Origin of the sequence: Streptomyces sp. NPDC015131, assembly GCF_043079975.1 — a bacterium.
In the GTDB taxonomy this organism is placed as follows: Bacteria; Actinomycetota; Actinomycetes; order Streptomycetales; family Streptomycetaceae; genus Streptomyces.
In genome coordinates this window covers 1,220,100-1,247,095 of the sequence record NZ_JBIBVB010000002.1, presented here as the reverse complement: position 1 = coordinate 1,247,095, position 26,996 = coordinate 1,220,100, and the positions used below count along the sequence as shown (strand labels likewise).

Genomic DNA, 26,996 nt, shown 5'->3' with positions numbered 1-26,996 from the left:
CTTTCCGCCCCGCCGCCGCAGGCGCCCACCTGGCGCCCCCGAGGGGAACTCCGCCCCGGAGTAAGTGTGGTAATCGGTGCTTCGCCAGATGTGGTGGGTATTGCTACGTTCACTACCCATGAACGTCGGAATGTCGTCTCTGTCATGGGATGTACGTAAAGCCCGGATCGTCGTCCTCGTGGTGGCGTCGATCGCGTTCCTGTCGAAGATGGCGCTCGCGGCGCACACCCGCGGCCCCGCCGACGTGCGGTTCTTCTGGGGCTTCGCCCGGGCCATCGCCCGGACCGACCCGGTGCGCATCTACGCCGAGCCGCTGCCCTGGCTGCCCGTCTACAACCACCCGCCCCTGGCGAGCTGGATGCTCCTCGGCATGGAGTGGCTCGCCCAGCAGGGCATCCCCTGGCGGCCCCTGATCCGCTTCCCGGCGTGTCTCGCCGACTTCATCACCGTCCTGCTGGTCTTCGCCCTGGTGCGGCGGCGCGCCCGGCTGCGCACCGCGGTGCTCTGCGCCGTGGGCGCCGCCCTGTGCCCGGTGCTCGTCGCCACCTCCGGCTACCACGGCAACACCGACTCGGTCGCCGTGATGTTCGCCTTCGCCGCCGCCCACCTGCTGGTCGACCGGGGCAGGCCGCTGGCCGCCGGGTTCGCCGCGGCGCTGTGCGTGAGCGTCAAGCTCATCCCCGTCGTCGCCGTGCCCCTGCTGTTCGCCGCCGCCCTGCGCGCCGGGGGCCGCCCCGTCCTGCTGCGGTTCACGGCCGGCTTCACCGCGCTGTTCCTCACCGTGTGGGGCCCGGTCGTCGCCGTCGTCCCGGGCGGGCTCAGGGCGAACGTCCTGGAGTACGCGGGCGGCAACTTCAGCTTCTGGGGCATCGTCCGCTTCGCCCGCTGGGCCGGGGTCCCCGAACCGTACGTCCAGATGCTGCGCGGCGACGGCCACTTCCTGATCGTCGCCGCCATCATGGCCGTCGGCGTCTGGCTCGCCTGGCGGCGCCCGGCCGACGCCCCGCTCGCCGTCGCCACCACGCTCGCCCTGCTGCTGCTGCTCAGCACCGCGTCGGGCGTCCAGTACCTGGCCTGGCCCGCCGCCGGACTGTTCGTCGTCGGCCTGTGGCAGGGACTCGCGTACGGCGTGGTCGTCGGCGCCGTCACCGCCTCCGTCTACTCCGGGCAGCGCCCGGTCCACTGGACCGACACGGAGATGGCCTTCGGCGCCCTCGGCTGGGCCGTCCTCGCCGTGTGCGCCGCCACCGCCCTCCACCGGGCCCTCACCCGCGAGCGGTCCGGCGCCCCGGACGCCCCCGCGCTCCCCACCGCCCGCCAGGCCCCCGCCCCCGACGCCCCGGCCGGCACGCCGACCGCCCCGGCACCCGCCGACTGACCCGCCCCCACCCCCCGCCGAAGTGGAGAAGCCCGTGACGGAAGGCCAGAGCAGCGCCCCGAGCAGCAGCCCCAGGATCGGCATCCTGGTGGTGGCGTACAACGCGGAGGCGACGCTGGAGAAGACCCTCGACCGCATCCCCGCCGACTTCCGCCCGAGGATCGCCGAGATCCTGATCCTCGACGACGCCAGCCACGACGCCACGTTCACCGCCGGCTGCCGCTGGTCCCAGCTCGACGGCATGCCCCCCACCGTCGTCATGCGGCACACCAAGAACCTCGGCTACGGCGGCAACCAGAAGGCCGGCTACGCGCTCGCCGCCGAACGCGGCCTCGACATCGTCGTCCTCCTCCACGGCGACGGGCAGTACGCCCCCGAACTGCTCCCCGCCATGGTCGAGCCGCTGGAACGCGGCGAGTGCGACGCCGTGTTCGGCTCCCGGATGATGCGGCCCCGCGACGCCCTCAAGGGCGGCATGCCGCTCTACAAATGGCTCGGCAACCGCGTCCTCACCCGGCTGGAGAACACCCTCCTCGGCTCGGAGCTGACCGAGTTCCACTCCGGCTACCGCGCCTACAGCGTCGACGCGCTGCGCCGCCTGCCCATCGAGCGCAACACCGACGCCTTCGACTTCGACACCCAGATCATCGTGCAGATGGCCGACGCCGGGATGCGCATCCGGGAGATCCCCATCCCCACCTACTACGGCGACGAGATCTGCTACGTCAACGGCATGCGGTACGCCAAGGACGTCATCAAGGACGTCCTCGAATACCGCCTGGCCAGAAAGGGATTCGGCACCTGCGGCTGGATCCCCAAGCCCGTCGAGTACGCCTTCAAGGAGGGCGACGGCTCCTCCCACGCCGTCATCCTCGACCGGATGCGCGCCCTGCCGCCCGGCCGGGTCCTCGACGTCGGCTGCTCCGGCGGCGTCTTCGCCGAACGGCTGGAGGCCCTGGGGCACACCGTCACCGGCATCGACTGCGTCGAGGTCGAGGGCGTCCGCGAGCGGTGCTCCGGCGGGTTCTTCCTCGCCGACCTGGAGGACGGCCTGCCCGAGGGCATCGGCGAGGGGTACGACTACGTCGTCGCCGGCGACGTCGTCGAACACCTCTCCCGCCCCGAACGCCTTCTCGCCGCCCTGCGCGGCGTCCTGCGCCCCGACGGCCACGTCCTGCTGTCCGTACCGAACTTCGGGCACTGGTACTCACGGCTGCGCGTCGCCCTCGGCGTCTTCGACTACGACCGGCGCGGCATCCTCGACGAGACCCACCTGCGCTTCTTCAGCCGCGCCAGCCTCCGCCGCACCGTGCGCGCCGCCGGCTACGACGTGCTGTCCATCGGCGCCACCGGGGCGCCCTTCTGGTCCGTGCTCGGCGGCGGGCCCGTCTCCCGGGTGCTCGGCGCGGCCTCCCGGCTGCTCACCCGGCTGCGCCCCACCCTCTTCGGCTACCAGTACGTCGCACTGCTCACCCCGCATGCGGCGCGGACGATCATCGCGGGGGAGCACATCGATGTCCAGGACATCCTCAACCGCCAGTTCGTCCCCGTGGACGCCGCCACCGACCGCGTCGGCGTGTGAGAGGCGGACGTTGACCCTGCCCAGCTTCGCCCTGCTGCTGTTCGCGGTGTTCTCCTCGGCGGCCGGCCAGATCATGCTCAAGCACGGCATGAAGGCCGCCGCCGGCGCCGCCGAGCGGGCGGGCGGCTCCCTCGCCCTGCGCGCCGCCACCACCCCCTGGGTGGTGCTGGGCCTCACCGTCTTCGCGATCTCCGCCGTCGCCTGGATGTCCACCCTCGCCCGTGTCCCGCTGTCCGTCGCGTACCCCTTCAACGCCCTCGGCTATCTGCTGATCGTGCTGGCCGGCTCCACCCTGCTGCACGAGCGGACCTCGGTGTGGACCTGGGCCGGCTCGCTGCTGGTGGTGATCGGACTGGTGACGGTCTTCCTCGGCCAGCGGAACTGAACCACCTCCAGAAGGACCGAACGCCCATGCCCGCACTCAGCGTCGTCGTGTCCGGCCACGCCCCCCACGGCCGGCTCCGCGCCTGCCTCGACAGCGTCACCGCCCAGACCCCGCCCGACCTCGACATCGTCGTCACCGTCCCCGGCGCCGACGGCCCCGCCCGGGCGCTCACCACCACCTACGAGCTGCGCGACCCGCGCGTCACCGTCGTACCCGTCGCCGCCGGCGCCCCCGCCGCCACCGCGCGCGCCGCCGCCGCCCGCGCCGCGACCGGCACCCACCTCCAGTTCCTGGACCCCGCCACCGACCGGCTCCCCGAGGGCGCCGCCGCCGCCCTCACCGCCCGCCTCGCCGGCGGTGACGACGCGCCCGACGTGCTGCTCGCCGACCACCACCACGCCCACTGGTACGACGACGCCGCCCCCAGCGGCACCACCGAGCTGCTCACCGGCACGGGCGGGGCCGCCACGCTCGCCGCCCGCCCCGGGCTCCTCGACGTCGCGCCCCTCCTCGGCAACCGCCTCGTCAGCGCCCGGCTGCTGGCCGAGCACCCCGAACTGGCCGGCACCCCCGGGCACGACGAGCTGTACCTCTCGTACGCCGTGCTGCTCCTCGCCCGGCGGATCGACACCTGCGCCGACATCGCGCTCGTCCGCCACAAGGACCGGCCCAGCCGCCGCCGGGCCGCCGGACCCGACCAGCACTTCGCCGCCTTCGGCCAGTACGAGCGCCTCCACCAGCTCGCCCACGCCGCCGGCGCGCCGCCCGCCCTGCGCGGCCGGCTCTACGACCGGATGGTCGGCGACTACCTCGCCACCCTCGCCCGGCGCGACGAACTGCCGCCCGCGCTGCTCACCGAGTACTTCCGCCGCGCCGCCCGGCACACCGCCCGCTTCCGCCCCGAGGACCACCAGCGGCCCGGCGGCCTCGACGGCGTACGCCACCTGCTCCTCGGCCGGGGCGCCCACCTCGGCTACCGCCTGCTGCGCCTCGCCAACGACAAGCGCCGCACCGCCGGCGCCGCCGCCGGCCGGCGCGCCGAGCAGCTCACCGCCGCCCGCACCCGGCTGCGCTACCGCCGGGGGCTGCGCCGGAGCGCCGACCAGGACCTCGCGGTCTTCTCCGCGTACTGGGGGCGCGGCGTCCACTGCAACCCCGCCGCCATCGCCGCCGAACTCGCCGAACTCGCCCCCGACATCCGCCAGGTGTGGATCGCCGAGGCCGACCGCGTCCCCCTGCTGCCCCCCGGCACCGACCACGTCGTCCCCGGCACCCCCCGCTACTGGGACGTCCTCGCCCGCGCCCAGTACCTCGTCAACAACGTCAACTTCCCCGGCGCCGTCGTCAAACGCCCCGGCACCGTCCACCTCCAGACCCACCACGGCACCCCGCTCAAGCGGATGGGCGTCGACCAGCGCGACTTCCCCGCCGCCACCCAGGGCCTCAGCCTCGAAGCGCTGCTGGAACGCGTCGACCGCTGGGACTACAGCCTGTCCGCCAACAGCCACTCCACCGAGACCTGGGAGCGCGCCTACCCCGCAGGCCACCGCTCCCTCGACTACGGCTATCCCCGCAACGACATCCACTACCGGGCCACCGCCGCCGACGTCCGCGCCGCCCGCGCCCGGCTCGGCCTCGGCCCCGGCACCCGCGCCCTGCTGTACGCGCCCACCCACCGCGACCACGAGCCCCGCACCCGCTGGACCCCGCGCCTCGACCTGCCCCGCCTCGCCGACGCCCTCGGCGACGACACCGTCCTGCTGGTGCGCGGCCACTACTTCTACGACCGGCTGCCCGGCCCCCGCCACGACCGCGTCCTCGACGTCACCGGCTACGAACCTGTCGAACAGCTCGCCCTCGCCGCCGACGCGCTCATCACCGACTACTCGTCGATCATGTTCGACTACGCCAACCTCGACCGGCCCATCGTGCTGCTCACCGACGACTGGGAGACCTACACCGCCACCCGGGGCGTCTACTTCGACATCACCGCCGAACCCCCCGGCCACGTCACCCGCACCCAGGACGAACTCACCGGAATCCTCCGCGACGGCACCTGGTGCGACGAGGCGGCGGCCAAGCTGCGCCACGACTTCCGGCTGCGGTTCTGCGAGTACGACGACGGGCACGCCGCCGAACGGGTCGTACGCCGGGTCTTCCTCGGCGAGGGCGAGGAAAGCCTGCCGCCCGTCCTGCCCCTGGAGCGGCGCACCCCCGCCCCCACCCCCGAGGAGGCCACCCGCCGATGACCGCCCTCCCCGACGTCACCGTCACCGTCATCGTCCACGACGACGCCGAGCGGCTGCCCCGCGCCGTCGCCTCCGTACGCGCCCAGACCCACCGCGACATCGAGATCGTCATCAGCGACGACCACTCCACCGACGCCACCCCGCACGTCGCCGCGCAGCTGGCCGCCCAGGACGACCGCATCCGCGTCATCCGGCTCGAACGCAACAGCGGCGGCTGCGGCGCCCCCCGCAACCGCGCCCTCGACACCGCCCGCGCGCCGTTCCTGATGTTCCTCGACAGCGACGACGAACTCCCCCCGCGCGCCGTCGAGCTGCTGCTCGCCGCCCACACCGAGACCGACGCCGACTTCACCATGGGCGCGGTCGAACGCGTCCGCACCGACACCGGGGACGTCTCGCCCTGGATGGGCCACCTCTTCACCCGGCGGCGCACCGTACGGGGCGTGGCGGACGAACCCCGCATCCTGTTCGAACCGCTGTCGACCAACAAGATGTACCGCAAGGAGTTCCTCGACCGGCACGCCCTGCGCTTCCCCGAGGGGCTCCACTACGAGGACCAGCTGTTCTCCGCGCAGGCGTACACCCTCGCCCGCGCCTTCACCGTGATCACCGAACCGGTCTACCGCTGGTACATCGCCCCCTACGCGGCGGCCGGCGCCGCGACCATCTCCAACCGCCGCCACCTGCTCTCCAACGTCCGCGACCGGGTCACCGTCGCCCGGCTCATCGACGGCTTCCTGGCCGGCCAGGGCGTGCCGGCGGCGGTCCGGGAGGAGAAGGACCACAAGTTCCTCAGCCACGACCTGCGGCTGTACGCCGGCGACCTGCCCCACCGGGACCCCGCCTGGGTGGCCGGCTTCGCCGCCGAGGTCCTCCCCTACCTGGACACGCTCGCCCCCGCCGCCGTACGGCGGATGCGGCGCGCCGACCGGATCGTGGTGGGGCTGCTGCGCGAGGGGCGGTACGAGGAGGCCCGGCTCGCCGCCCGGGGCCTCGCCCACCCGGTGGGCCCCCGCGAGACCGTCACGGACGAGGACGGCCGGACCTACTGGGGCGGCACCCCGCCCCGCACCGAGGCCGGGCGCGCCGACCTGGACCTGGCCGAGTGGGACCTGGCGGGCTGCCCGTTCGGCGCCGCCCGGTTCCGGCACGAGATCACCCGGGTCGAACGCGCCGGGGACGGCGCCCTGGACCTGCGCCTGCGCACCTACGACCCGGGGCGGCGCCTGCCGCTCGCCCCGCTCGCCGCCCGGCTGCACGTGGCGCCCGGCGGGCGGCGGCTGACCGTGCCGCTGCGGATGGACCCGGCGGGGCGGGGCGTCTTCGAGGGCGCCGTCCGGCTGGACCTGACCGCCGCCGCGCTGCCCGCGCACGGCTTCCGGGGCGTACGGCACCCGGTGCTGGAGATCACCGACGGCCGCACCGGCGCGTGCGCCACCGGGGTGCTGCTCGCGCCGCTGGACCTCGCGCCCTGCGAGCTGGCCGGCGCGGGCCGCCACCGCGTCACGGCCGAACCGGAGGGCCGCGACACCGGGCGGCTCCAGCTGCGCTGGCAGCCGGGCGGGCTGGTGGGCCGGCTGCTGGGCCCGGTGGTGCAGCGCGGCCCGGTCAGACGCGCCGCGAAGGCCCTGATCCGGGGCCGGTGACCGCTCAGCGCGGCGCCGGGAACAGGACCGCCGACCCACCGGGGCACGGCGCCGGGCGGCGGTCCTCCGGCGGGACGACGGGCGGCAGGGCGGCCTCGTCCTCGCCGAGGAACAGGTGCCGCACCACCCGCTCGGCGGCGTACCCGTCGTCGTACGGGCAGAAGCGCGCCCGGAAGGCGGCCCGCAGCTCCGCCGAGCGCGACCCGCGCCAGTGGCCGGTGACGAAGATGTCGACCAGCTCGTCCTCGGAGCGGGCCACCGCGCCCGGCGGGAAGGCCCGCAGGTCGAAGTAGGTGCCCCGGGCCGCCTCGTACGCCTCCCGGTCCTCGATGTGCACCACCACGGGCCGGTCCAGGTTCACATAGTCGAACATCAGCGACGAGTAGTCCGTCAGCAGCGCGTCCGACGCCAGGCACAGCGCCTCCACCGAGGGGTGCCGCGACACGTCGATGATCCGGGAGTCACCGGCCGGGGCGAAGGGCGTGCCGTGCGTGGGGTGCGGGCGGGCCAGCACCACGAACCGGGGGCCCAGCTCCCGCAGCAGCCGCTCCAGGTCCAGCAGCACCGGCTGCGGATGGGCGTAGTCGCGGTGCGTCGGGGCGTACAGGATCGCCGTGTGGCCCTCGGGGACACCCAGCGACTCGCGCAGCAGCGCCACGTCGGCGGCGGTCGCCCGCTGGAAGACGTCGTTGCGCGGCGAGCCGAACTCCAGGACGCGGTACGCCGCCGGGTAGACCCGCTCCCACACCAGGCTGGAGTGGCGGTTGGCGGACAGCAGCACGTCCCACTGGTCGATGCCGCGCAGCAGCCGGGCGAAGTCGGTGTCCCGCGCGGCGGCCGGCCGGTACTGGAGGTCGAGGCCCATGTGCTTGAGCGGGGTGCCGTGCTGGGTCTGGATCAGCAGCTGGCCGCGCCGCTTCACCAGCCGGTGGTCGAAGTTGACGTTGTTGACCAGGTACTTGGAGCGGGCCAGCGCCGTCCAGTAGGCGGCCGTCCCCGGGCGCAGCCGGAGCGTCCCGGCCGGCACGGTGTGCGCGTGCTCCGGCCCGCACACCCAGGCCGTGCGCACCTGCGGGGCCAGCTCCCGCACCCGCTCCTCGACGGCCGCCGGGGCGCACGCGTACCCCCGGTGCCAGTAGGCGGCGAACACCGCCCGGTCCTCGCGCACCGGCAGGCACAGCTGGACCCGGTAGTGCGCCTGGAGCAGGGCGCCCCGCGCGGCGCGGGCGGCCACCGATGCGTACCGCCCGGCGCGCTTCCTCAGCACCCGGGCGGTCATGATCGCCCGGTACGCCCGGTGGCAGCCGAGCCGCACCAGCGCGTGGCGCAGCCGGGTGGTGAACTTGGGCGTCGCGCCCCGGGTGCGGAAGCGGCGGTAGTGGCGGCGGGCGCGCCGGAAGAAGTCGGCCCGGGTCCCGCGCGGGAGGCGGCCGGGCGCGGAGAACACGGACGTGAAGTGGTCGGCCATCCGCCGGAACAGCACCGGCCGCCAGCGCGCCAGCTCCGGCCGCGCGTCGATGAACGCGAAGACCCGCTCGTACTGCTCGAACAGGTCGAAGTGGCGCGGGCTGGTGGTGCGCAGGATGGATCCGGTGCGGCGCTGGCGGTAGTGGACGCAGACCCGGTCGAGGGTGGCGATGGACCCGGCGGCCATCAGCGCCGGGTACGTCCAGGGCGTGTCCTCGTAGAAGCCGGGCGGGAAGGTGAAGCCCTCCCGCTCCAGGAATTCCCTCTTGTACGCCTTGTTCCACACCACCATGAGGACCTTCAGCAGCCCCGGCCGCTCGGTCAGCGGGAAGGGCGCCGGCCCGTCCTCGGTGAGGTGGGTGCGGAACTCGTGCCGTACCGCCTCGCCGGACCAGTACACGCGCGCGTAGTCGTACACCAGCAGGTCGGGCGAGCCGGTCTCCTTCAGCCGGTCGGCGACGGCCTGGAGGGCGCCCGGTACGAAGGTGTCGTCGCCGTCCAGGAAGAGGACGTAGTCGCCGGTGGCCCGTTCCAGCCCGGCGTTGCGGGCGGGCCCCAGACCGGTGTTGACGGGCAGGTGCACGGCGACGACCCGGCGGTCGCGGGCGGCGAACTCGTCGATCACCGCCCCGCAGCCGTCGGGCGAGCAGTCGTCCACGGCGATCAGCTCCCAGTCCTCGAAGGACTGGGAGAGGACCGACTCCAGGCACTCGTGCAGATACGCCTGGACCTCGTACGCGGGGACGATCACGCTGAACCGGGGCATGGCCCGGGAACGTCGGATGAACCGACCGGGTTACGCCCGCCGTGGCATACGGGGGACGCCCCGGCACCGCCGTGACGCCCCCGTCGGCCACCTCGCCGACCGGCCCCTCGACCACCCCCTCGACCACCCCCTTGACCACCTCATTTGACGGCCCCCGCCATCACTCCGGAGACGAACTGCCGCTGGAAGGCGAAGAACACCGCGAGCGGGATCACCATCGACAGGAAGGCGCCGGGCGCCAGGATGTCGATGTTGTTGCCGAACTGCCGTACCTGCTGCTGGAGGGCGACGGTGACCGGCGGGGACTCCGAGTCCGCGAAGATCAGCGCCACCAGCATGTCGTTCCACACCCACAGGAACTGGAAGATGCCGAGCGAGGCGATGGCCGGGCCGCCCAGCGGCATCACCACCCGGGTGAACAGCCGCACCTCGCCCGCCCCGTCCAGCCGGGCGGCCTCCAGCAGCTCGCGGGGGATCTCCGCGAAGAAGTTCCGCAGCAGGAAGATCGCGAACGGCAGGCCGAACGCGACATGGAACAGCACCACCCCGAGCGTCGTCTCGAAGATCCCGACCGTGCCGAACAGCTTCGACACCGGGACGAGCGCCACCTGCACGGGCACCACCAGCAGCCCCACCACGACCAGGAACCACCAGTCGCGGCCGGGGAACTCCATCCAGGCGAAGGCGTATCCGGCGAGCGCCCCGACCACCACGACCAGCACCGTCGCCGGCACGGTGATCAGCACCGTGGAGAGCAGGGAGCCGGTGATGGTGTCGTTCTCCAGGATGGCCGCGTAGTTGTCCGCCGTGAGCCGCGCCGGCTCGGTGAACACCGTCCACCAGCCGCTCGCCCCGATGTCGGCCGGGTCGCGCAGCGAGGACAGCAGCAGCCCCACCGTGGGCATCAGCCAGAACAGCGCCACCAGCACCAGGAACACCCGCACCGCCCCGCCGCCCGCCCGCGCCGCGACACGCGCGGCGAGCGGGCGCCGGCCCTTCCCGGGCGTCGTCGTCCCGCTCATCGCCGTCCCTCCTTCCGGATACGGCGGATGTTGAAGAACATCACCGGGATCACCAGCAACAGCAGCAGCACCGAGATCGCGCTGCCCACCCCCAGGTGGGCGTCGGTGCCGAAGGACGAGCGGTAGAGCTGGAGCGCCAGGACGTTCGCGTCGTCCTGGACCGAACCGGGCGCGATGATGAACACCAGGTCGAAGATCTTCAGCACATTGATCATCAGGGTGACCAGGACGACCGCCAGGACCGGCGCCAGCAGCGGAACCGTCACCCGGCGGAAGACCTGCCACTCGCTCGCCCCGTCCACCCGGGCCGCCTCCAGCAGCTCCCGGGGCAGGCTCGCCAGCCCCGCCGCGATCAGCACCATGGCGAACCCGGCCCACATCCAGACGTAAGAACCGATGATCGCCGGGGTCACCAGCGTCGGGCCGAGCCAGTCCACACCGTTGTACTGCTCCCGGAAGTTGCTCCCCGGCAGCCGCAGATGCGCCCCGTCCGCCTCCCGGGGCAGAAAGAACGTGCCGTCGGCGGCGGCCGTCGCCGTGGCGACCACCTTCCCGTCCCGTACCGCCTCCACCGTCAGGCCCTTCAGGCCCAGCTCCCGGGCGTCGACGGTGTTCGGCGTCCCGCCGCCGCCCCGGGTGAAGTCCAGCCACGCCGTGCCCGCCACGCCGTCGCCGCTCCGCTCCGGCGCCTTCGCGGGCCGCGCGTCCGCCGGCATGTCCGCCGGGGCCACCCCGATCAGCGGCAGCTCCACGGGCGTGCCCGCCCGCACCGGCTCCTTGGTGACGAACGCCCCGCCGCCCGCCGCCTCCAGCGGGTGGACCGGCAGCGGCCGCGCCCGGGGGTAGACCGCCGACTCGGCGAACGTGTCGTGCACGCCCACCCAGACGGCGTTGGCGACACCGCGGTCGGGATCCTGCTCGTACACCAGCCGGAAGATGATCCCGGCGGCCAGCATGGAGATGGCCATGGGCATGAAGACGATCAGCTTGAACGCCGTGCCCCAGCGCACCCGTTCCGTCAGCACGGCGAAGATCAGCCCGAGCGCGGTGGCCACGGTCGGCGCCAGCACCACCCAGATCGCGTTGTTCCGGACGGCCGTGAGGATGGTGTCGTCGGTGAAGATCTCGACGTAGTTGTCCAGGCCGGCGAAACCGCTGCCCGCCCGGTCGAAGAAGGACCGGTACACCGAGTACCCGATCGGGTAGACCACGAGCGCGCCCAGCAGCACCAGCGCCGGCAGCAGGAACCCCGCCGCGACGGCTCTCCGGGTGCCGGTGACGCTCCTGCGCGAGACCGGGGGCGCGGGCCGTGTGGCCGCCGCGCCCCCCGCTGCCGGCGCCGCCACGGCGTCAGCCCGCGCTCTTGTACGCCTTGGCCGCGTCGGCCTCCAGCCTCGCCTGCGTACCCGCGACGTCCTTCGGGTTCTTCAGGAAGTCCTGGAGCGCCTTCCACTCGCCCTTGCCGGGCGTGCCGCCGAACGACTGCGGCATCTGGTCCGACATGTCGAACCGGAAGTCGTCCCCCGCCGCGATGAGCGCCTTGCCGATCTCACGCTGGACGTCGTTCGGGTACGCCGCCGGGTCCAGCGACCTGTTGGGGGAGATGAAGCCGCCCTCGGCCGCCCAGATCCGGGCCGCGTCGGGCGAGGCGAGGAACGTCAGCAGCGCCTGGGCGGCGGGCTTCGCGGTCAGCGCCACCGCCACGTCCCCGCCGGTCACCACCGGCGCGTCGGCGCCCACCGCCGGGAACGGGAACGCCTTGGCGTCCGTCCCGACCTTCGCCTCCGTCTGCGCGATGTTGATGGAGACGAAGTCCCCCTCGAAGACCATCGCGGCCTTGGGCGTGTCACCCCCGGTGAAGGTCTGCGTCACCGACGCGGGGAACTCGGTCTGCAGCGCGCCCGCCGCGCCGCCCGCGATCAGGTCCGGCCGGCCGAAGACCTCGCCGAGGGTCGTCAGCGCCTGCTTGACGGACGGGTCGGTCCACGGGATCTCGTGCTTCGCCAGCCGGTCGTACTTCTCCGGCCCGGCCTGCGAGAGGTAGACGTTCTCGAACCAGTCCGTCAGCGTCCAGCCGTCCGCGCCGCCCACCGAGAAGGGCGTCACCCCGGACGCGGACACCGTCTCGGCGGCGCCGATCAGCTCCTTCCAGGTCTTCGGCTCGGACACCCCCGCGTTCTCGAAGGCGGCCGTGTTGTACCAGATCAGCGACTTGTTGGCGGCCTTGAAGTACACGCCGTACTGGGTGCCGCCCACCGTTCCGAGGTCCCGCCAGCCCTTGCCGTAGTTCTTGGCGAGCTGCTCCTTGGCGCCGGGACCGGCGGGCTTGGCCCAGCCGCGCTCCACGGCCTGCTGGAGCGCGCCGACCTGCTGGAGCATGGCGACGTCCGGCGGGGCGCCGCCCGCGATCTTCGTACCGATGTAGTTGAGCATCGCGTCCTGGGTCGGCACATAGGCGACCTCCGCGCCGGTGCGCCTCTCGAATGCGTCGAGGACCTTGGTGAACGCCTCCTGCTCGGGGCCCGTCCACACCGCCACGACCTGGACCTTCTGCCCCTCCAGCCGGGGCAGTTCGACGGTCGCCGCCCCGGTGCCGGTGTCCTTGCCCGGCTCGGAGCCGCCGTCCCCGCCGTCGTCCCCGCCGCAGCCGGCGAGGGCGAGCGCGCAGAGGGCGGCGAGCGCCGCCGCGGCCCCGCGGGTCCGGAGGGTCCCGCGGGTCCGGGGGGCTCTGCCGGCCCGGGGGGTCCCGCGGGTGTCAAGGTCCGTGCGTGTGCGAAGAGTTGTGCGTGTGCGAAGGGTTGTGCGCATCACTGCCCCGTCTCTCCCGTGCGCGTACGCGTCCCGTCCGTCAGGTCTACGCCCGGCGTACGGGGGTCGCAATACCGCCTTCGGGGTCGCGGCGGGTTTCGTGATCGGGTCGTGACGTGGCGTCAACCCCCTTTCAGGTCTGCCGCGTTGGTACGAGCGGGGGCAGCGGGGCAGCCTCCACGGAGCGGGCCGCCCGCTCCAGCGCGCTGGCCAGCAGGGCCAGGTCCGTCGGGCCGTTGCCCAGCTCCCGCACCGGGCGGCGGGCCGGCGGGTCGCCCATGCGCTCCCACTCCAGCGGCACCACCGTGGGCCGCTGGGTCGCCGTCCGGGGGATGCGCCCGGTGACCCGGCCGCCCTGGAACGGCGTCACCCGGCCGTCCGGGTGGCCCAGCCGCCCCCGGCCGGGAGCCGGGACGTCCGGCCCGGGCGCGGCGGGCGGCGGCTCCAGCACCACCCGCAGCCGCGCCCGGTGGGCCAGCTCGGTGTCGGCCGTGCGCTCCGGGCGGGCCGACGCGGCCACCAGGTGCACGCCCAGCCGGTCGCCGTCCCGCGCCACCGCGTCCAGCGCCCGGACGACCGACCCGGCGGCGGGCCGCCCGGGGCTGCCGAGCGAGGGCGCCACCAGCGCGTCGTAGTCGTCGACCAGGACGACCAGCCGGGGCAGCGGCGGCGGGGCCTCCTCCTGGGCGCCGCGCGCGGCCGGGCGCAGCCGCAGCGTCCCGGACGGCGGCGAGTCCAGCCCGCCGGACGGGTCCGTACCGTCACCGGGGCGGCGGGGAGCGCCGGGCTGGGCCGTGTCGCCGGGTCGGCGGGGGGCGCCGGGCTGGGCCGCGTCGCCGGGGCGGCGGGGGCTGCCGGACGGGTCCGTACCGTCACCGGGGCGGCGGGGGCTGCCGGGTTGGGCCGTGTCACCGGGGCGGCGGGGGCTGCCGGGCTGGGCCGCGTCGCCGGGGCGGCGGGGGGCGACCATCCGGTCCGCGACCTCGCGGCGGGTGTGCCACTCGGCGAAGTCCTCCCGGCCCAGCAGCTCCGCGCGGCGCTTCAGCTCCGCCCCCAGCGCCTGGGCGAAGTCCCGCATCCGCACCGGGTCCGACGCCACCAGGTGCTCCACGGTGTGCGGCAGCTCGGTGCAGGGCGCGAGCCCGCCGTCGCGCCCGCCGCCCGCCCCGTCCACCAGCAGCAGGCCCAGCCGGTCCGGGCGGGACGCGGACGCCAGGGACGCGGCGACGGAACGCAGCAGCTCCGTACGGCCACTGCCGGCCGGCCCCTCGACCAGCAGATGGGGGCCCTCCGCCGTGAGGTCCACCACCAGCGGGCCGCGCGGACCGGTGCCCAGCACCGCGGTGCCGTCCGGGGCGGAGGCCCAGCGGGCCATCAGGGACGCGGGGGTCGCGCGGGCCAGCCCCAGCTCGTCCAGCAGCCGCGCGGACGGCGGCAGCGGCGCGGCCACCGCCCGCCCGCGCGGGACGGCGCCGCCCGGGGCCCCGGGGCCGCCCCCGGCCGCCCCGCCCGGCTCGTCGCGCTCGGCGCGCAGCGGGGCGAGGGCCCGCGCGAACCGCTCGGCCCAGGCCGCGGACACCGCGTCGACCGTGCCCACGGTGCCGTGCCCGGCGGGCCGGCCCGCCACCGTACGCATCAGCCGCAGCGCGGTCGCCACGTCGCCCGACAGCAGCGCGGCCGCCCCGCACTCGCGGAACGCCAGCGACGCGGCGCAGGCCGTCTCATAGGTGTCCGCCACCGGGGACAGCGGGGACGCCGCCGGGGACTCGGCCAGGCAGATCAGGTGGATGCCCGCCGCCGACCCGGCCGCCGCGAGCCGCGCGGTCGTCTCGCGCAGCGCGGCCGTCCCCGGGTCGCCGTCGACGATCACCACCGTGTACGTGCCGTCCTCCGCACCGTGCAGCCCGGCGGCCTCCGTGACGGCCCTGCGGTCGGCGCTCGCCCAGCCGGGCCCCAGCGGCCCGTCGTCCAGCCGCCGGGTCAGCTCCGCCGCGCGGGCGGCGGCCTGCTCCCGGTCGTACGCCAGGAGCAGCCGGCAGTCCTGGCCCCGGGCCGGGCGCACATGCGGCAGCCAGCCGAGCCAGCTCCACTCCCGCCGCCGCTGCGCCCCGCTGAGCAGGACGATCTCCAGCTCGGCGGGCGTGTGGAGCGCGGCGAGCTGGGCGACGACCGAGCGGGTCAGGCCCAGCAGCCGCGCCCGGGGCCCGGCCAGCCCCAGTGACCCGGCCTCGCGGAGCCCGACGGTCACCGGGACGGCGGCCAGGTCGGCCCGGTCGGTGGTGCCGAGCCGGACGACCAGCGACTCCGGGTGGCCCGGGCCCCGCTCCCACAGGCGCGGTCCCGGCCCGAGCGCGGTGAGCAGCACGGCCGCCGGGTCGGGCCAGGTCTCCGGCAGGGCGCCGCCCCCGGGCGCCGCCGGGGCGGGCACCCCCGGGGCGTCGGCCGGTCCGCCGCGCCCGCCCGCGAGCCGCCGCGCCCAGGCGCTTATGCCCCGCTTGCGGGCGGGCGCGGCGGGGTCGGCCCCGGTGCTGCCCGGTCCGTCATCGTCGCCCGGTCCCGCCGTACCGCCCGTACTGCCCGGTCCGCCCGTACCGCCCGCGCCGCCGACCGGGGTGCCGCGCGGCGGGGTGGCCTCCCGCGATCCGGCGCCGCCGCCGGTGCCCGGGGCGCCCGGGGGCGGGCCCGCCGGTGTGACGGCGACCGTGCCGCCGGTGACCGCCGGCCCGGCGCCGCCCGGGGCCGGGGGCGCCGCCTGGCGCGGCACCCGGTGCGCGCCGCCCCCGCCCGCCGGGCCGCCACCGTCCGGGACGTGCGCACCGGGGGCGGGCGCCGTACCGCCGAGGGACACCCGCAGGTGGCCCTCGCCGTCGGGCGCGGTCGGCAGCGGGGCGCCGTCCGCCAGCGGCGGGCCCACGGACAGCCGCAGCGAGGACTCGCCCAGGCGGAGCAGCGCGCCGGGGGAGAGGCGGACGGGCCGGCCGCCGACCCCGGAGCCGTCCAGGGTGGTGCCATTGGTGGAGCCCAGGTCCTCGACGGTGACCCGGCCGTCGTCGGCGACCGTCACCGCGCAGTGCAGGCGGGAGACGTCCGGGTCGTCCAGCGGGACGTCCGCGTCGGCGGAGCGGCCGATGCCGATCCGGCCGGGGTGCAGCAGATGGACGCCGCCCGCGTCCGGCCCCGCCACCACGTGCAGCCGCGCCGCCGCGCCGTCCGGCGGGGCGTGGTCCTCGCCGGGCACCTGGAGCGAGAGCACCGCGCCGTCCACCAGCGGCGGCTCGCCCAGGAAGCGGCGCTGCGGGTCCAGCCGCTCCCCGCCCGCGTACAGCACGACGGTGCCCGAGGGGTCGGCGCCCGACACGGCGGCCGCCAGCCCGGAGGCGACGGCGGCCAGCGCGGTCCCGGCCGGGGCGGTGACAAGCACGTCACAGGCGCGCCCCGCGGCCTGGCCGCCGGGCGGCGCCGCGAGGACGGTCAGCCGGATCTGCATCGCCGTCAGCGGTCCCTTCTGCGCGGCGCGCCCGGCAGGGGAGGGAACGGCCCGTCTCGCGCTCCCCCCACCCGTCGCGGACGCGTCGTCCGGTCAGGTCGGCACGGTCCACGGGGCTCCCGACCCCGTGATGGCCGTGCTGTGAGGCATCCTCCCACCCGGGACCGACAACCCGTCCCCGCCCCACCAAGAAATGATCTTGAACGATCGGACCCGGTCGGGAAAAGACCTGCTCGCCCCCCTTTTGTGATCATGTGCGGCGGTGCGAGTCGTGTCACCCTGGCAACCGTGTACCGCCCGCGGGCGTCCTCCAGGGGCGTACGGGGGCGGAACTCGACCCGCCGCCGGGCCGCGGTCCGGCACTACAGTGGGTCGGACACCCGGGCGGACCCGAGAGGGGCTCGGACAGGCAAGGACCACGATCGCAGGGAGCGCATGACGTGCGGCCGGTAGGCAGCAAGTACCTGCTCGAGGAGCCGCTCGGACGCGGCGCCACGGGCACCGTCTGGCGAGCCCGCCAGCGTGAGACCGCGGGCGCCGAGGCGGCCGTGCCCGGCCAGCCCGGCGAGACCGTCGCGATCAAGGTCCTCAAGGAGGAGCTCGCGAACGACGCGGACGTGGTGATGAGGTTCCTGCGGGAGCGCTCCGTCCTCCTCCGCCTCACCCACCCCAACATCGTCCGCACCCGCGACCTCGTCGTCGAGGGCGACCTCCTCGCCCTCGTCATGGACCTGGTCGACGGCCCGGACCTGCACCGGTACCTCCGGGAGAACGGCCCCCTCAGCCCGGTCGCCGCCTCCCTGATGACCGCCCAGATCGCCGACGCGCTCGCCGCCAGCCACGCCGACGGCGTCGTCCACCGCGACCTCAAGCCCGCGAACGTCCTGCTCGCCGAGCGCGACGGCCGGATGCACCCGATGCTCACCGACTTCGGCATCGCGCGCCTCGCGGACAGCCCCGGCCTCACCCGTACGCACGAATTCGTCGGCACGCCCGCGTACGTGGCGCCCGAGTCCGCCGAGGGCCGGCCGCAGACCTCCGCCGTGGACGTCTACGGTGCCGGCATCCTGCTGTACGAACTGGTCACCGGCCGCCCGCCGTTCGCCGGCGGCACCGCCCTGGAGGTGCTGCACCGCCACCTCAGCGAGGAGCCCCGCCGCCCCTCGACCGTGCCGGGCCCCCTGTGGACCGTCATCGAGCGCTGCCTCAGCAAGGACCCCGGGCGGCGCCCCGGCGCCGAGAACCTCGCCCGCGGCCTGCGCACCGTCGCCGCCGGCATCGGGGTGCACGCCACGCCCGCCCAGATCGAGGCCGCCGAGGGCGTGGGCGCGCTGCTCGCCCCCGACCCCGCCCCGGCGCCCGTGCCGGTCGACCCGGCCGCCGCCGACCCCACGCAGGTGCTGCCCGGCCGCGGCGCCGCCGCGTACGACCCGGGCGCCGCCACCAGCGTCCTGCCCACCACCGGAGCGGGCGGGGGCGCCCCGGGCGCCGCCGACCCCACCGCCGTGATGCCGCCCGTGCCGCCGCGCGCCGACGGCTCCCCGCAGCCCGAGGAGCCGCACCCCTGGCAGAGCCAGCTCCGCGCCGCCCGGGACCGCAACGAGCAGACGCAGGTCCAGTACCTCGACCCGGACCAGGACCCGCTGCGCCGCCGCCCGCAGCGCCAGGCGCCCCAGCGGTCCCCGCAGCACCAGCAGCCGTACCCGCCGCAGCCGCAGGCCCAGCAGCCCCCGCAGCGCCGGCAGTACGCTCCGCCGCCGCCCCCGCAGCAGTACGCGCCGCCGCCCCCGCAGCAGCAGTACCCGCCCCAGCAGTACCCGCCGCAGGCCCAGCAGCCCCGGCAGCCCCAGGCGCCGCAGCAGCCCCAGCCGCCGGCCGGGCGCCCGCCGCGCGAGCCCCGGCAGCCCCGGCAGCGCAGCGCCAACCCGATGCGCATCCCGGGCCTCGGCTGCCTCAAGGGCTGCCTGTTCACGATCGTGCTGTTCGTCGCGGCGGGCTGGCTCATCTGGGAGCTGACCCCGCTCCAGAGCTGGATCGCCGAGGGCAAGAGCTACTGGCAGGCGATCAGCGACGGCGTGTCGGCGGTCTCCGACTGGGTCTCGGGCCTCAGCGGATCCGGGGGCTCCGGCGGCTCGGCCGGCACCGGCGACACCCCCGCCGGACAGTAACCCTGCCGATTTGTCGACTTCCGGGGGGTGATTTACCCCCGGAAGTGAGTACCGGCGCCCGACCCCGCGTAACTTTGTCGGGAACGCCAGCCGCTGAGGGAGCAGTCTTGGCACGGAAAATCGGCAGCCGGTACACGGCCCACCAGATCCTGGGGCGGGGCAGTGCCGGAACGGTGTGGCTCGGCGAGGGCCCCGAGGGCCCCGTCGCCATCAAGCTGTTGCGCGAGGACCTGGCCTCGGACCAGGAGCTCGTCGGGCGCTTCGTCCAGGAGCGCACCGCCCTGCTCGGGCTGGACCACGCGCGCGTGGTGTCCGTCCGCGACCTGGTCGTCGACGGCAACGACCTCGCCCTGGTCATGGACCTGGTGCGCGGCACCGACCTGCGCACCCGGCTCGACCGCGAGCGCCGGCTCGCCCCCGCGGCGGCCGTCTCGATCGTCGCCGACGTCGCCGAGGCCCTGGCCGCCGCGCACGCCGCCGGAGTCGTCCACCGGGACGTGAAGCCCGAGAACATCCTGCTCGACATGGAGGGCCCGCTCGGCCCCGGCGGCGCCCACCCCGCCCTCCTCACCGACTTCGGCGTCGCCAAGCTGATCGACACCCCCCGGCGCACCAGGACCAACCGGATCATCGGCACCCCCGACTACCTCGCCCCGGAGATCGTCGAGGGCCTCCCGCCCCGCGCGGCCGTCGACATCTACGCCCTGGCGACGGTGCTCTACGAGCTGCTCGCCGGCTTCACCCCGTTCGGCGGCGGCCACCCGGGGGCCGTGCTGCGCCGGCACGTCACCGAGACCGTCGTACCGCTGCCCGGCATCCCCGACGAGCTGTGGCAGCTGGTCGTCCAGTGCCTCGCCAAGGCCCCCGCCTCCCGGCTGCGCGCCTCCGAGCTGGCCGCCCGCCTCCACGACCTGCTGCCCCTGGTCGAGGGCATGCCGCCGCTCGACGTGGACGAGCCGGACACCGAGCCCGCCGCCGAGGCGCACGAGGATGACCCGTACCCGACCCTCCCGAACGCCCCGCGCCGGGCCGCCGTGCCGCTGGTCCCGGGCTCCTCCACCGACTCCAACCGGGACACCCACACCTCGATGCGCGTCCCGGCCCCCGACGAGCTGTCCGGCGGCCCCCGCGGCACCGCTCGCGCCCCGCGCCCCGCCGGCGGGCGGCGCCCCGGCTCCGCCCGCCACAAGGCCGGGGCCGTGCGCAAGCGCCGGATCACCCTCGGCATCGCCGCGCTCGCCCTGCTGACCGCCGCGGGCGTCGGCGGGTACGTGGCGACCGGCGAGGACGACGCGGGCGCCCCGCCCCGGGACTCCAAGCAGTCGGCCCCCTCCCAGCCCTGACCGGGGCACCTCGCCCGCCCCCGACCGGGGCCGGGGCGGGGCGGGGGTGGCCCCCACAGGCCCTCGGAGGCCCCGGTGGCCGCCTGGGGGGCCGGGGTGTCGCACGCAGCCGTTACGCTGGTGTCGTGGCAGTCGTCGATGTATCCGAAGAGCTGAAGTCCCTCTCCTCGACCATGGGGTCGATCGAGGCCGTCCTGGACCTCGACAGGATGAGGGCAGACATCGCCGTGCTCGAGGAGCAGGCCGCGGCCCCGTCCCTCTGGGACGACCCGGAGGCGGCGCAGAAGATCACCAGCAAGCTCTCGCACCTCCAGGCCGAGGTGCGCAAGGCGGAGGCGCTGCGCGGTCGCATCGACGACCTCGGCGTCCTCTTCGAGCTGGCCGAGGAGATGGACGACCCGGACACCCGCGCCGAGGCCGAGACCGAGCTGACCGCCGTCCGCAAGGCGCTCGACGAGATGGAGGTCCGCACCCTCCTCTCCGGCGAGTACGACGAGCGCGAGGCCCTGGTCAACATCCGCGCCGAGGCCGGCGGCGTCGACGCCTCCGACTTCGCCGAGCGCCTCCAGCGCATGTACCTGCGCTGGGCCGAGCGCCACGGCTACTCCACGGAGGTCTACGAGACCTCGTACGCGGAGGAGGCCGGCATCAAGTCGACCACCTTCGTCGTCAAGGCGCCGTACGCCTACGGCACGCTCTCCGTCGAGCAGGGCACGCACCGGCTGGTCCGCATCTCGCCCTTCGACAACCAGGGCCGCCGCCAGACGTCTTTCGCGGGCGTCGAGGTGCTGCCGGTCGTCGAGCAGTCCGACCACGTCGAGATCGACGAGTCCGAGCTGCGCGTGGACGTCTACCGCGCCTCGGGCCCCGGCGGCCAGGGCGTCAACACCACCGACTCGGCGGTGCGCATCACGCACATCCCGACCGGCATCGTCGTCTCCTGCCAGAACGAGCGCTCGCAGATCCAGAACAAGGCCAGCGCCATGAACGTCCTCCAGGCGAAGCTGCTGGAGCGGCGCCGCCAGGAGGAGCAGGCCAAGATGGACGCCCTCAAGGGCGACGGCGGCAACTCCTGGGGCAACCAGATGCGTTCGTACGTCCTGCACCCGTACCAGATGGTGAAGGACCTCCGGACGGAGTTCGAGGTCGGCAACCCGCAGTCCGTCCTCGACGGCGAGATCGACGGCTTCCTGGAGGCGGGCATCCGCTGGCGGAAGCAGCAGGAGAAGTAACCGCGGCAGAAGCGGAATCGACGGCGCCCGGGGTCGGCCCCGGGCGCCGTCGCGTTTTCCGGGCGCACACAATTCGCTGGCGCAAGCGCCGTGTTCACCCCGGACTCGCTTTGTCGACAAGGAAACTAGCCCCTGGCGGGCGGTTGTTCGCTGTTTACGTCACAGTTGCATCGTTGCACCCCCGGCAACTGCGATCATTTCGGGCATCGCACGCGCAACCGCCTTGACGCTTGTACGAAAACTGGGAAAGCTGACGCGCGGCATGCGCATGACTGGGGCGCGTGTGATCGGGGGTGACTCAATCGAACCCCCCTGCGTCCGCTGCCCCGAGCGCTGTTCCACTGACAATCGGCTACTGGGGGTAGCAGGCAGATGACGAAGAAGACGCGGATCCGCGTGGCGCGGATCGCAGCCGGCGCGGTGATCGCGGCCGGTGCGTCCCTGACCGCGGCGGGCGCCGCCTCGGCGGTCGGCATAGACGTCAACGTGGCCGGTATCGGCGTCAACGCCGAGGTGAACGAGGACGGTCTCGACGCGGGTCTCGGTATCGGCGACGGCGAGCCGGGCGATGGTGACCCGGGTGGCGTCGACGGCGGCAACGAGCAGGGTGGTACCGGCGACCAGGGTGGCACGGGCGACCAGGGTGGCACGGGCGACCAGGGTGGCACGGGCGACCAGGGTGGTACCGGCGACCAGGGTGGCACGGGCGACCAGGGTGGTACCGGCGACCAGGGCGGCACGGGTAACCAGGGTGGTACCGGCGACCAGGGCGGCACCGGCGACCAGGGTGGTACCGGCGACCAGGGCGGCACGGGTAACCAGGGTGGTACCGGCGACCAGGGCGGCACGGGCAACCAGGGCGGCACCGGCGACCAGGGTGGCACCGGTAACCAGGGTGGCACCGGTAACCAGGGCGGTACGGGCGACCAGGGTGGCACGGGTAACCAGGGTGGCACCGGCGACCAGGGCGGCACCGGCGACCAGGGTGGTACGGGCAACCAGGGTGGCACCGGCAACACCGGCGGCACCGGCACCACGGGTGGCACCGGCACCACCGGCACCACTGGTGGCGACGGCTCCACCGGCGGTAACGGCTCCACCGGCACCGCCGGCGGCAACGGCACCGCCGGGTCCGCGACCGGTGGCGGCGACGCCACCACCTGCACCGTCGACCTCGACGGCGCCGAGTGCGCCGACAACACGGACACCGACTCCGCCGGCTCCCAGCCGGTCGAGCAGGGTCAGGCCAAGGAGGAGCTGGCCGAGACCGGCGCCGCCGAGACCTCGTTCCTGCTCATCGGCGCCGCGACGATGATCGCCGGCGGCATCGGCTTCCGTATGCTGCCCCGCCTCGTGAGCGGTGGCCGCGCGGCCGCCTGAGTGCGCACGCGCGACGCGCGACCATGACAAAGGGCCCGGGCGGGCCGTCCTTCACGGCCCGCCCGGGCCCTTTCGGGCGCTCAGGGCGCAGGTGTACGTCTTCCGGCCGCCTCAGGCGGTCTGGTGGGCCGCCAGCAGGGCCACCGCCGCGACCAGGGCCACCAGCACCATCAGCAGGACGGCCGGGCTCAGATTGCCGAAGGGGCCCGTCTGCTGCATCCGCTCGCGGTTCGCCCGGCAGACCGGGCACCGGCCCTCGCTGACGGGGGCCGCGCAGTTGGCGCACACCAGTCGGTCATAGGTCATGCGCTCTCCTCCTCCCGCGCGGCGGAGCCGCGGACGCGGACCGTGCGCCCACGCGGACTGTGCACACAGTTCTCTCCGCACAACGCTCGGGGAACCGCATCCGTTCCCCCTACCACTGTGCCAGCTCCCCCGAGTTTAGGCGCGCCCCGCCGGATTCCCACCGGTTCGGGCTTCTACCCCACCCGGACAAAAGGCGCAAGGCAGGACGGCGACTGCACGCGGCATCCCCAGTCGCGTATGGTCACGCTCACCTACTCCCTGCCGACCGTGGTGCACCCGTGATCCGATTCGACAACGTCTCCAAGACCTACCCGAAGCAGAACCGCCCCGCGCTCAGGGACGTCTCCCTCGAGATCGAGAAGGGCGAGTTCGTCTTCCTGGTGGGCTCCTCCGGCTCCGGGAAGTCCACCTTCCTGCGGCTGGTGCTGCGCGAGGAGCGCGCCAGCCACGGCACGGTGCACGTCCTGGGCAAGGACCTCGCCCGGCTGTCCAACTGGAAGGTGCCGCACATGCGGCGCCAGCTCGGCACCGTCTTCCAGGACTTCCGGCTGCTGCCCAACAAGACCGTCGCGCAGAACGTGGCGTTCGCGCAGGAGGTCATCGGCAAGCCGCGCGGCGAGATCCGCAAGGCCGTCCCGCAGGTGCTCGACCTCGTCGGGCTGGGCGGCAAGGAGGACCGTATGCCCGGTGAGTTGTCCGGCGGTGAGCAGCAGCGCGTCGCCATCGCCCGCGCGTTCGTCAACCGCCCGATGCTGCTGATCGCGGACGAGCCGACCGGAAACCTCGACCCGCAGACCTCCGTCGGCATCATGAAGCTGCTGGACCGGATCAACCGCACCGGCACCACGGTCATCATGGCGACGCACGACCAGAACATCGTCGACCAGATGCGCAAGCGGGTCATCGAGCTGGAGAAGGGCCGTCTCGTACGCGACCAGGCGCGCGGCGTCTACGGCTACCAGCACTGAGCAGCAGCACCAGCAGCACCCCGCAGCAGCAAGGAAAGGCTGAACGCACGCGATGCGCGCCCAGTTCGTACTGTCGGAGATCGGTGTCGGCCTCCGTCGCAATCTCACGATGACCTTCGCCGTCATCGTCTCCGTGGCTCTGTCACTCGCCCTCTTCGGCGGTGCGCTGCTCATGCGCGAGCAGGTCAGCGTGATGAAGGACTTCTGGTACGACAAGGTCAACGTCACGATCTACCTCTGCAACAAGAACGACGCGGCGGCCGGCGGGACGTGCGACAAGGGCGCGGTCACCGCGCAGCAGAAGAAGGAGATCGAGGGCGACCTCGCCAAGCTGGACACCCTCGTGGAGAAGGTCCACCACGAGACGGCGGACGAGGCGTACAAGCACTACAAGGAGCAGTACGGCGACACCGCGATCGCCAGCATCATCACGCCGGACCAGATGCAGGAGTCGTACCGGGTCAAGCTGAAGGACCCGGAGCAGTACAAGGTGGTGGCGACCGCGTTCGCGGGGCGGGACGGCGTGCACTCGGTGCAGGACCAGCGGCAGACGCTGGAGAACCTGTTCCAGATGATGCGGGGCATGAACGTCGCCGCGCTCTGTGTGATGGCGCTGATGCTCGTCATCGCCCTGATGCTGATCGTCAACACCGTGCGCGTCTCGGCGTTCAGCAGGCGCCGGGAGACCGGCATCATGCGGCTGGTGGGCGCGTCGAGCTTCTACATCCAGATGCCGTTCATCATGGAGGCCGCCGTCGCCGGCCTGCTGGGCGGCGTGGTGGCCTGCGGAATGCTGCTGGTGGGCCGCTACTTCATGATCGACGCGGGTCTGAACCTCGCCGAGAGCATGCCGCTGGTCAACTTCATCGGCTGGGACGCCGTGGTGACCGTGCTGCCGCTCGTGGTGGTGATCGGTCTGCTGATGCCCTCCCTTGCCGCCGCCATCGCGTTGCGCAAGTACCTGAAGGTGTGACGATCGCCCCTGGCGTCGTGCGGCCAACGGCCGTACGACGCCTTTTCCTTGTCCTACAGTGGGCGGCATGCTGGGCCCCGAGTTCTGTACCCGGCCCCGCGGTGGTCGCACCCGCGGGGCGGCCCTGACATTCGTCTTCGCGTCCGTGCTCGCCGCCGCCTCGGTGACCAACTGCCTGCCCCGCGACCCCGGCGCCGCCGAGCGGCCCGCGCCCCGGGCCGCGGCCGCCCCCGCCGGGCACGGCGACCGCGAGGAGCGGGTGGACCGGCGCGAGCTGGCACGCGCGGCGGCCGAGGCGATGGCGGACGGCAAGTCCGGCGCCAAGGCGGCCGAGGAGGTCGTCAGCCGCAGCGGCGACCGCTGGGGCGTGGTCTACGACCAGCGGGAGTACGAGGAGTTCGCCCAGGCCCTGGACGGCCGGTACACCGGCGTCGGGCTCTCCGCCCGCCGCACCGCGGGCGGCCGTGTCGAGGTGGCCCGCGTCCAGGAGGGCGGCCCGGCGCAGCGGGCGGGCCTCCGGGCCGGCGACCGCATCCGCACCGTCGACGGCCGCCCCGTGGACGGGCGTTCCGCCGCCGAGGTCGTCGCCCTGCTGCGCGGCGACGGGGCGCGCCCCGGCACCGCGGTCGCCGTCGGGGTGCAGCGGGGCACGCGCGCGTGGAGCGAGACGCTGCGGCGGGCCAGGCTCGCCACCGAGGACGTGACCGTGCGGCGGCTGGCCGACGGCACGCTCAGCATCAGGGTGGCGGCGTTCACCAGGGGGACGGGCCAGCGGGTGCGGGACGCGGTCCGCGCCGCGCCCCGGGGCGCCGGCGTCCTGCTGGACCTGCGGGGCAACAGCGGCGGCCTGGTCGCCGAGGCCGTCACGGCGGCCTCCGCGTTCCTCGACGGCGGCCTCGTCGCCACGTACGACGTGGACGGCGAGGAGCGCGCGCTGTACGCCCGGCCCGGCGGCGACACCGCCAGGCCCCTGGCGGTGCTGGTGGACGGCGGCACCATGAGCGCGGCCGAGCTGCTCGCCGGGGCGCTGAAGGACCGCGGCCGGGCGGTCGCGGTCGGGAGCAGGACCTTCGGCAAGGGCGCCGTCCAGATGCCGAGCCGGCTGCCCGACGGGTCGGTCGCCGAGCTGACCGTCGGGCACTACCGCACCCCGGCCGGGCACGGTGTGGACGGGCGGGGCATCACCCCGGACCTGGCGGCCCCGGTCCGCGCCGAGGAGCGGGCGCGGACAGTATTGAGTGGCCTGGGGACCGGCTCGTAGTGCGAAAATGGCGGCACTATGGCTAAGGAAAAAGGGCGCAAGCTGATCGCGCAGAACAAGAAGGCGCGGCACGACTACCACATTCTGGACACCTATGAGTGCGGCCTGGTGCTGACCGGCACCGAGGTGAAGTCGCTGCGCCAGGGGCGGGCCTCGCTGGCGGACGGCTTCGTCCAGATCGACGGCGGCGAGGCGTGGCTGCACAACGTGCACGTACCGGAGTACAGCCAGGGCACCTGGACCAACCACAGCGCGCGGCGCAAGCGGAAGCTGCTGCTGCACCGGGTCGAGATCGACAAGCTGGAGTCCAAGTCCCAGGAGACGGGTCACACGATCGTGCCCCTGGCGCTGTACTTCAAGGACGGCCGGGCGAAGGTGGAGATCGCCCTGGCGAGGGGCAAGAAGGAGTACGACAAGCGGCAGACGCTCCGGGAGAAGCAGGACCGGCGCGAGGCCGACCGGGCGATGTCGGCGGTCCGCCGCCGCCAGCGCGCCTGACGCCGCCCGGCCGGCGGCCCGGGCCCGCACGGGGACGGCCCGTCCGGGGCACGTCGCGGGAATACGCTGGCACGGTC

At 74.5% G+C, this 26,996-nt stretch carries 19 protein-coding genes; 13 read left to right on the top strand and 6 right to left on the bottom strand.

The features are described 5' to 3' along the window. The first annotated feature begins 130 nt into the window (after nucleotides 1–130). From ACF08D_RS11250 to ACF08D_RS11230, 5 genes are read left to right on the top strand one after another with little or no spacing between them, the layout of a single operon-like run. Nucleotides 131–1,378: a glycosyltransferase family 39 protein gene (locus tag ACF08D_RS11250; protein ID WP_392222284.1), complete on the top strand. Its 1,248-nt coding sequence runs from the start codon at nucleotides 131–133 to the stop codon at nucleotides 1,376–1,378. 34 nt (nucleotides 1,379–1,412) lie between these two features. Then, a complete protein-coding gene (locus ACF08D_RS11245; protein ID WP_392222283.1) occupies nucleotides 1,413–2,960 on the top strand; it encodes a methyltransferase domain-containing protein in 1,548 nt (515 codons plus the stop codon). Between the two features lie 10 nt (nucleotides 2,961–2,970). Next, complete coding sequence (locus ACF08D_RS11240; protein ID WP_392222282.1) at nucleotides 2,971–3,345, top strand: hypothetical protein; 375 nt, start codon at nucleotides 2,971–2,973, stop codon at nucleotides 3,343–3,345. 26 nt (nucleotides 3,346–3,371) lie between these two features. After that, entirely contained in the window at nucleotides 3,372–5,594 is a 2,223-nt protein-coding gene (locus tag ACF08D_RS11235) for a CDP-glycerol glycerophosphotransferase family protein (RefSeq protein WP_392222281.1), read from the top strand. After that, complete coding sequence (locus ACF08D_RS11230; protein WP_392222280.1) at nucleotides 5,591–7,240, top strand: glycosyltransferase family 2 protein; 1,650 nt, start codon at nucleotides 5,591–5,593, stop codon at nucleotides 7,238–7,240. The genes ACF08D_RS11235 and ACF08D_RS11230 overlap by 4 nt, the downstream gene beginning before the upstream one ends. Before the next feature lie 4 nt (nucleotides 7,241–7,244). Here ACF08D_RS11230 and ACF08D_RS11225 read toward each other — a convergent pair whose 3' ends face one another. The 5 genes from ACF08D_RS11225 to ACF08D_RS11205 form a co-directional block, all read right to left on the bottom strand. Continuing rightward, complete coding sequence (locus tag ACF08D_RS11225) at nucleotides 7,245–9,473, bottom strand: CDP-glycerol glycerophosphotransferase family protein (RefSeq protein WP_392222279.1); 2,229 nt, start codon at nucleotides 9,471–9,473, stop codon at nucleotides 7,245–7,247. A gap of 140 nt (nucleotides 9,474–9,613) precedes the next feature. Then, nucleotides 9,614–10,495 (bottom strand): carbohydrate ABC transporter permease, encoded by an 882-nt coding sequence (locus tag ACF08D_RS11220; protein WP_392222278.1) that lies wholly within the window; start codon nucleotides 10,493–10,495, stop codon nucleotides 9,614–9,616. Then, on the bottom strand, nucleotides 10,492–11,841 hold the full coding sequence (locus ACF08D_RS11215) for a carbohydrate ABC transporter permease (RefSeq protein ID WP_392222277.1): 1,350 nt from the start codon (nucleotides 11,839–11,841) through the stop codon (nucleotides 10,492–10,494). The genes ACF08D_RS11220 and ACF08D_RS11215 overlap by 4 nt, the downstream gene beginning before the upstream one ends. Nucleotides 11,842–11,845: 4 nt before the next feature. Next, nucleotides 11,846–13,303: an ABC transporter substrate-binding protein gene (locus ACF08D_RS11210; protein WP_392222276.1), complete on the bottom strand. Its 1,458-nt coding sequence runs from the start codon at nucleotides 13,301–13,303 to the stop codon at nucleotides 11,846–11,848. A gap of 133 nt (nucleotides 13,304–13,436) precedes the next feature. Next, nucleotides 13,437–16,790 carry an FHA domain-containing protein gene (locus ACF08D_RS11205; RefSeq protein ID WP_392222275.1) on the bottom strand — a complete coding sequence of 1,118 codons (3,354 nt, stop codon included), beginning with the start codon at nucleotides 16,788–16,790 and terminating at the stop codon, nucleotides 13,437–13,439. 440 nt (nucleotides 16,791–17,230) lie between these two features. Here ACF08D_RS11205 and ACF08D_RS11200 point away from each other — a divergent pair, with 440 nt between their 5' ends. The 4 genes from ACF08D_RS11200 (at nucleotide 17,231) to ACF08D_RS11185 (ending at nucleotide 22,913) form a co-directional block, all read left to right on the top strand. Then, nucleotides 17,231–18,958 (top strand): serine/threonine-protein kinase, encoded by a 1,728-nt coding sequence (locus tag ACF08D_RS11200; RefSeq protein WP_392222274.1) that lies wholly within the window; start codon nucleotides 17,231–17,233, stop codon nucleotides 18,956–18,958. A gap of 107 nt (nucleotides 18,959–19,065) precedes the next feature. Then, nucleotides 19,066–20,301, top strand: coding sequence for a serine/threonine-protein kinase (locus ACF08D_RS11195; protein ID WP_392222273.1), 1,236 nt, complete (start codon nucleotides 19,066–19,068; stop codon nucleotides 20,299–20,301). 125 nt (nucleotides 20,302–20,426) lie between these two features. After that, nucleotides 20,427–21,533: a peptide chain release factor 2 gene (gene prfB, locus ACF08D_RS11190; protein ID WP_392222272.1), complete on the top strand. Its 1,107-nt coding sequence runs from the start codon at nucleotides 20,427–20,429 to the stop codon at nucleotides 21,531–21,533. A 372-nt stretch (nucleotides 21,534–21,905) separates the two neighbouring features. Further along, nucleotides 21,906–22,913, top strand: a complete 1,008-nt coding sequence (locus tag ACF08D_RS11185; protein ID WP_392222271.1) for a hypothetical protein — start codon at nucleotides 21,906–21,908, stop codon at nucleotides 22,911–22,913. A 111-nt stretch (nucleotides 22,914–23,024) separates the two neighbouring features. On the opposite strand, the gene ACF08D_RS11180 is transcribed toward ACF08D_RS11185, so the two are convergent. Continuing rightward, the gene (locus ACF08D_RS11180; RefSeq protein WP_392222270.1) at nucleotides 23,025–23,219 is read right to left on the bottom strand and encodes a hypothetical protein; all 195 of its coding nucleotides are present in this window, start codon (nucleotides 23,217–23,219) and stop codon (nucleotides 23,025–23,027) included. Between the two features lie 278 nt (nucleotides 23,220–23,497). Here ACF08D_RS11180 and ftsE point away from each other — a divergent pair, with 278 nt between their 5' ends. The 4 genes from ftsE (at nucleotide 23,498) to smpB (ending at nucleotide 26,919) form a co-directional block, all read left to right on the top strand. Beyond that, complete coding sequence (ftsE, locus tag ACF08D_RS11175; RefSeq protein ID WP_064072157.1) at nucleotides 23,498–24,187, top strand: cell division ATP-binding protein FtsE; 690 nt, start codon at nucleotides 23,498–23,500, stop codon at nucleotides 24,185–24,187. 52 nt (nucleotides 24,188–24,239) lie between these two features. Continuing rightward, complete coding sequence (gene ftsX / locus ACF08D_RS11170; protein WP_392222269.1) at nucleotides 24,240–25,160, top strand: permease-like cell division protein FtsX; 921 nt, start codon at nucleotides 24,240–24,242, stop codon at nucleotides 25,158–25,160. Nucleotides 25,161–25,227: 67 nt separating this feature from the next. After that, complete coding sequence (locus tag ACF08D_RS11165) at nucleotides 25,228–26,421, top strand: S41 family peptidase (RefSeq protein WP_392222268.1); 1,194 nt, start codon at nucleotides 25,228–25,230, stop codon at nucleotides 26,419–26,421. An 18-nt stretch (nucleotides 26,422–26,439) separates the two neighbouring features. Further along, a complete protein-coding gene (gene smpB, locus ACF08D_RS11160) occupies nucleotides 26,440–26,919 on the top strand; it encodes an SsrA-binding protein SmpB (RefSeq protein WP_392222267.1) in 480 nt (159 codons plus the stop codon). Nucleotides 26,920–26,996: the final 77 nt, after the last annotated feature.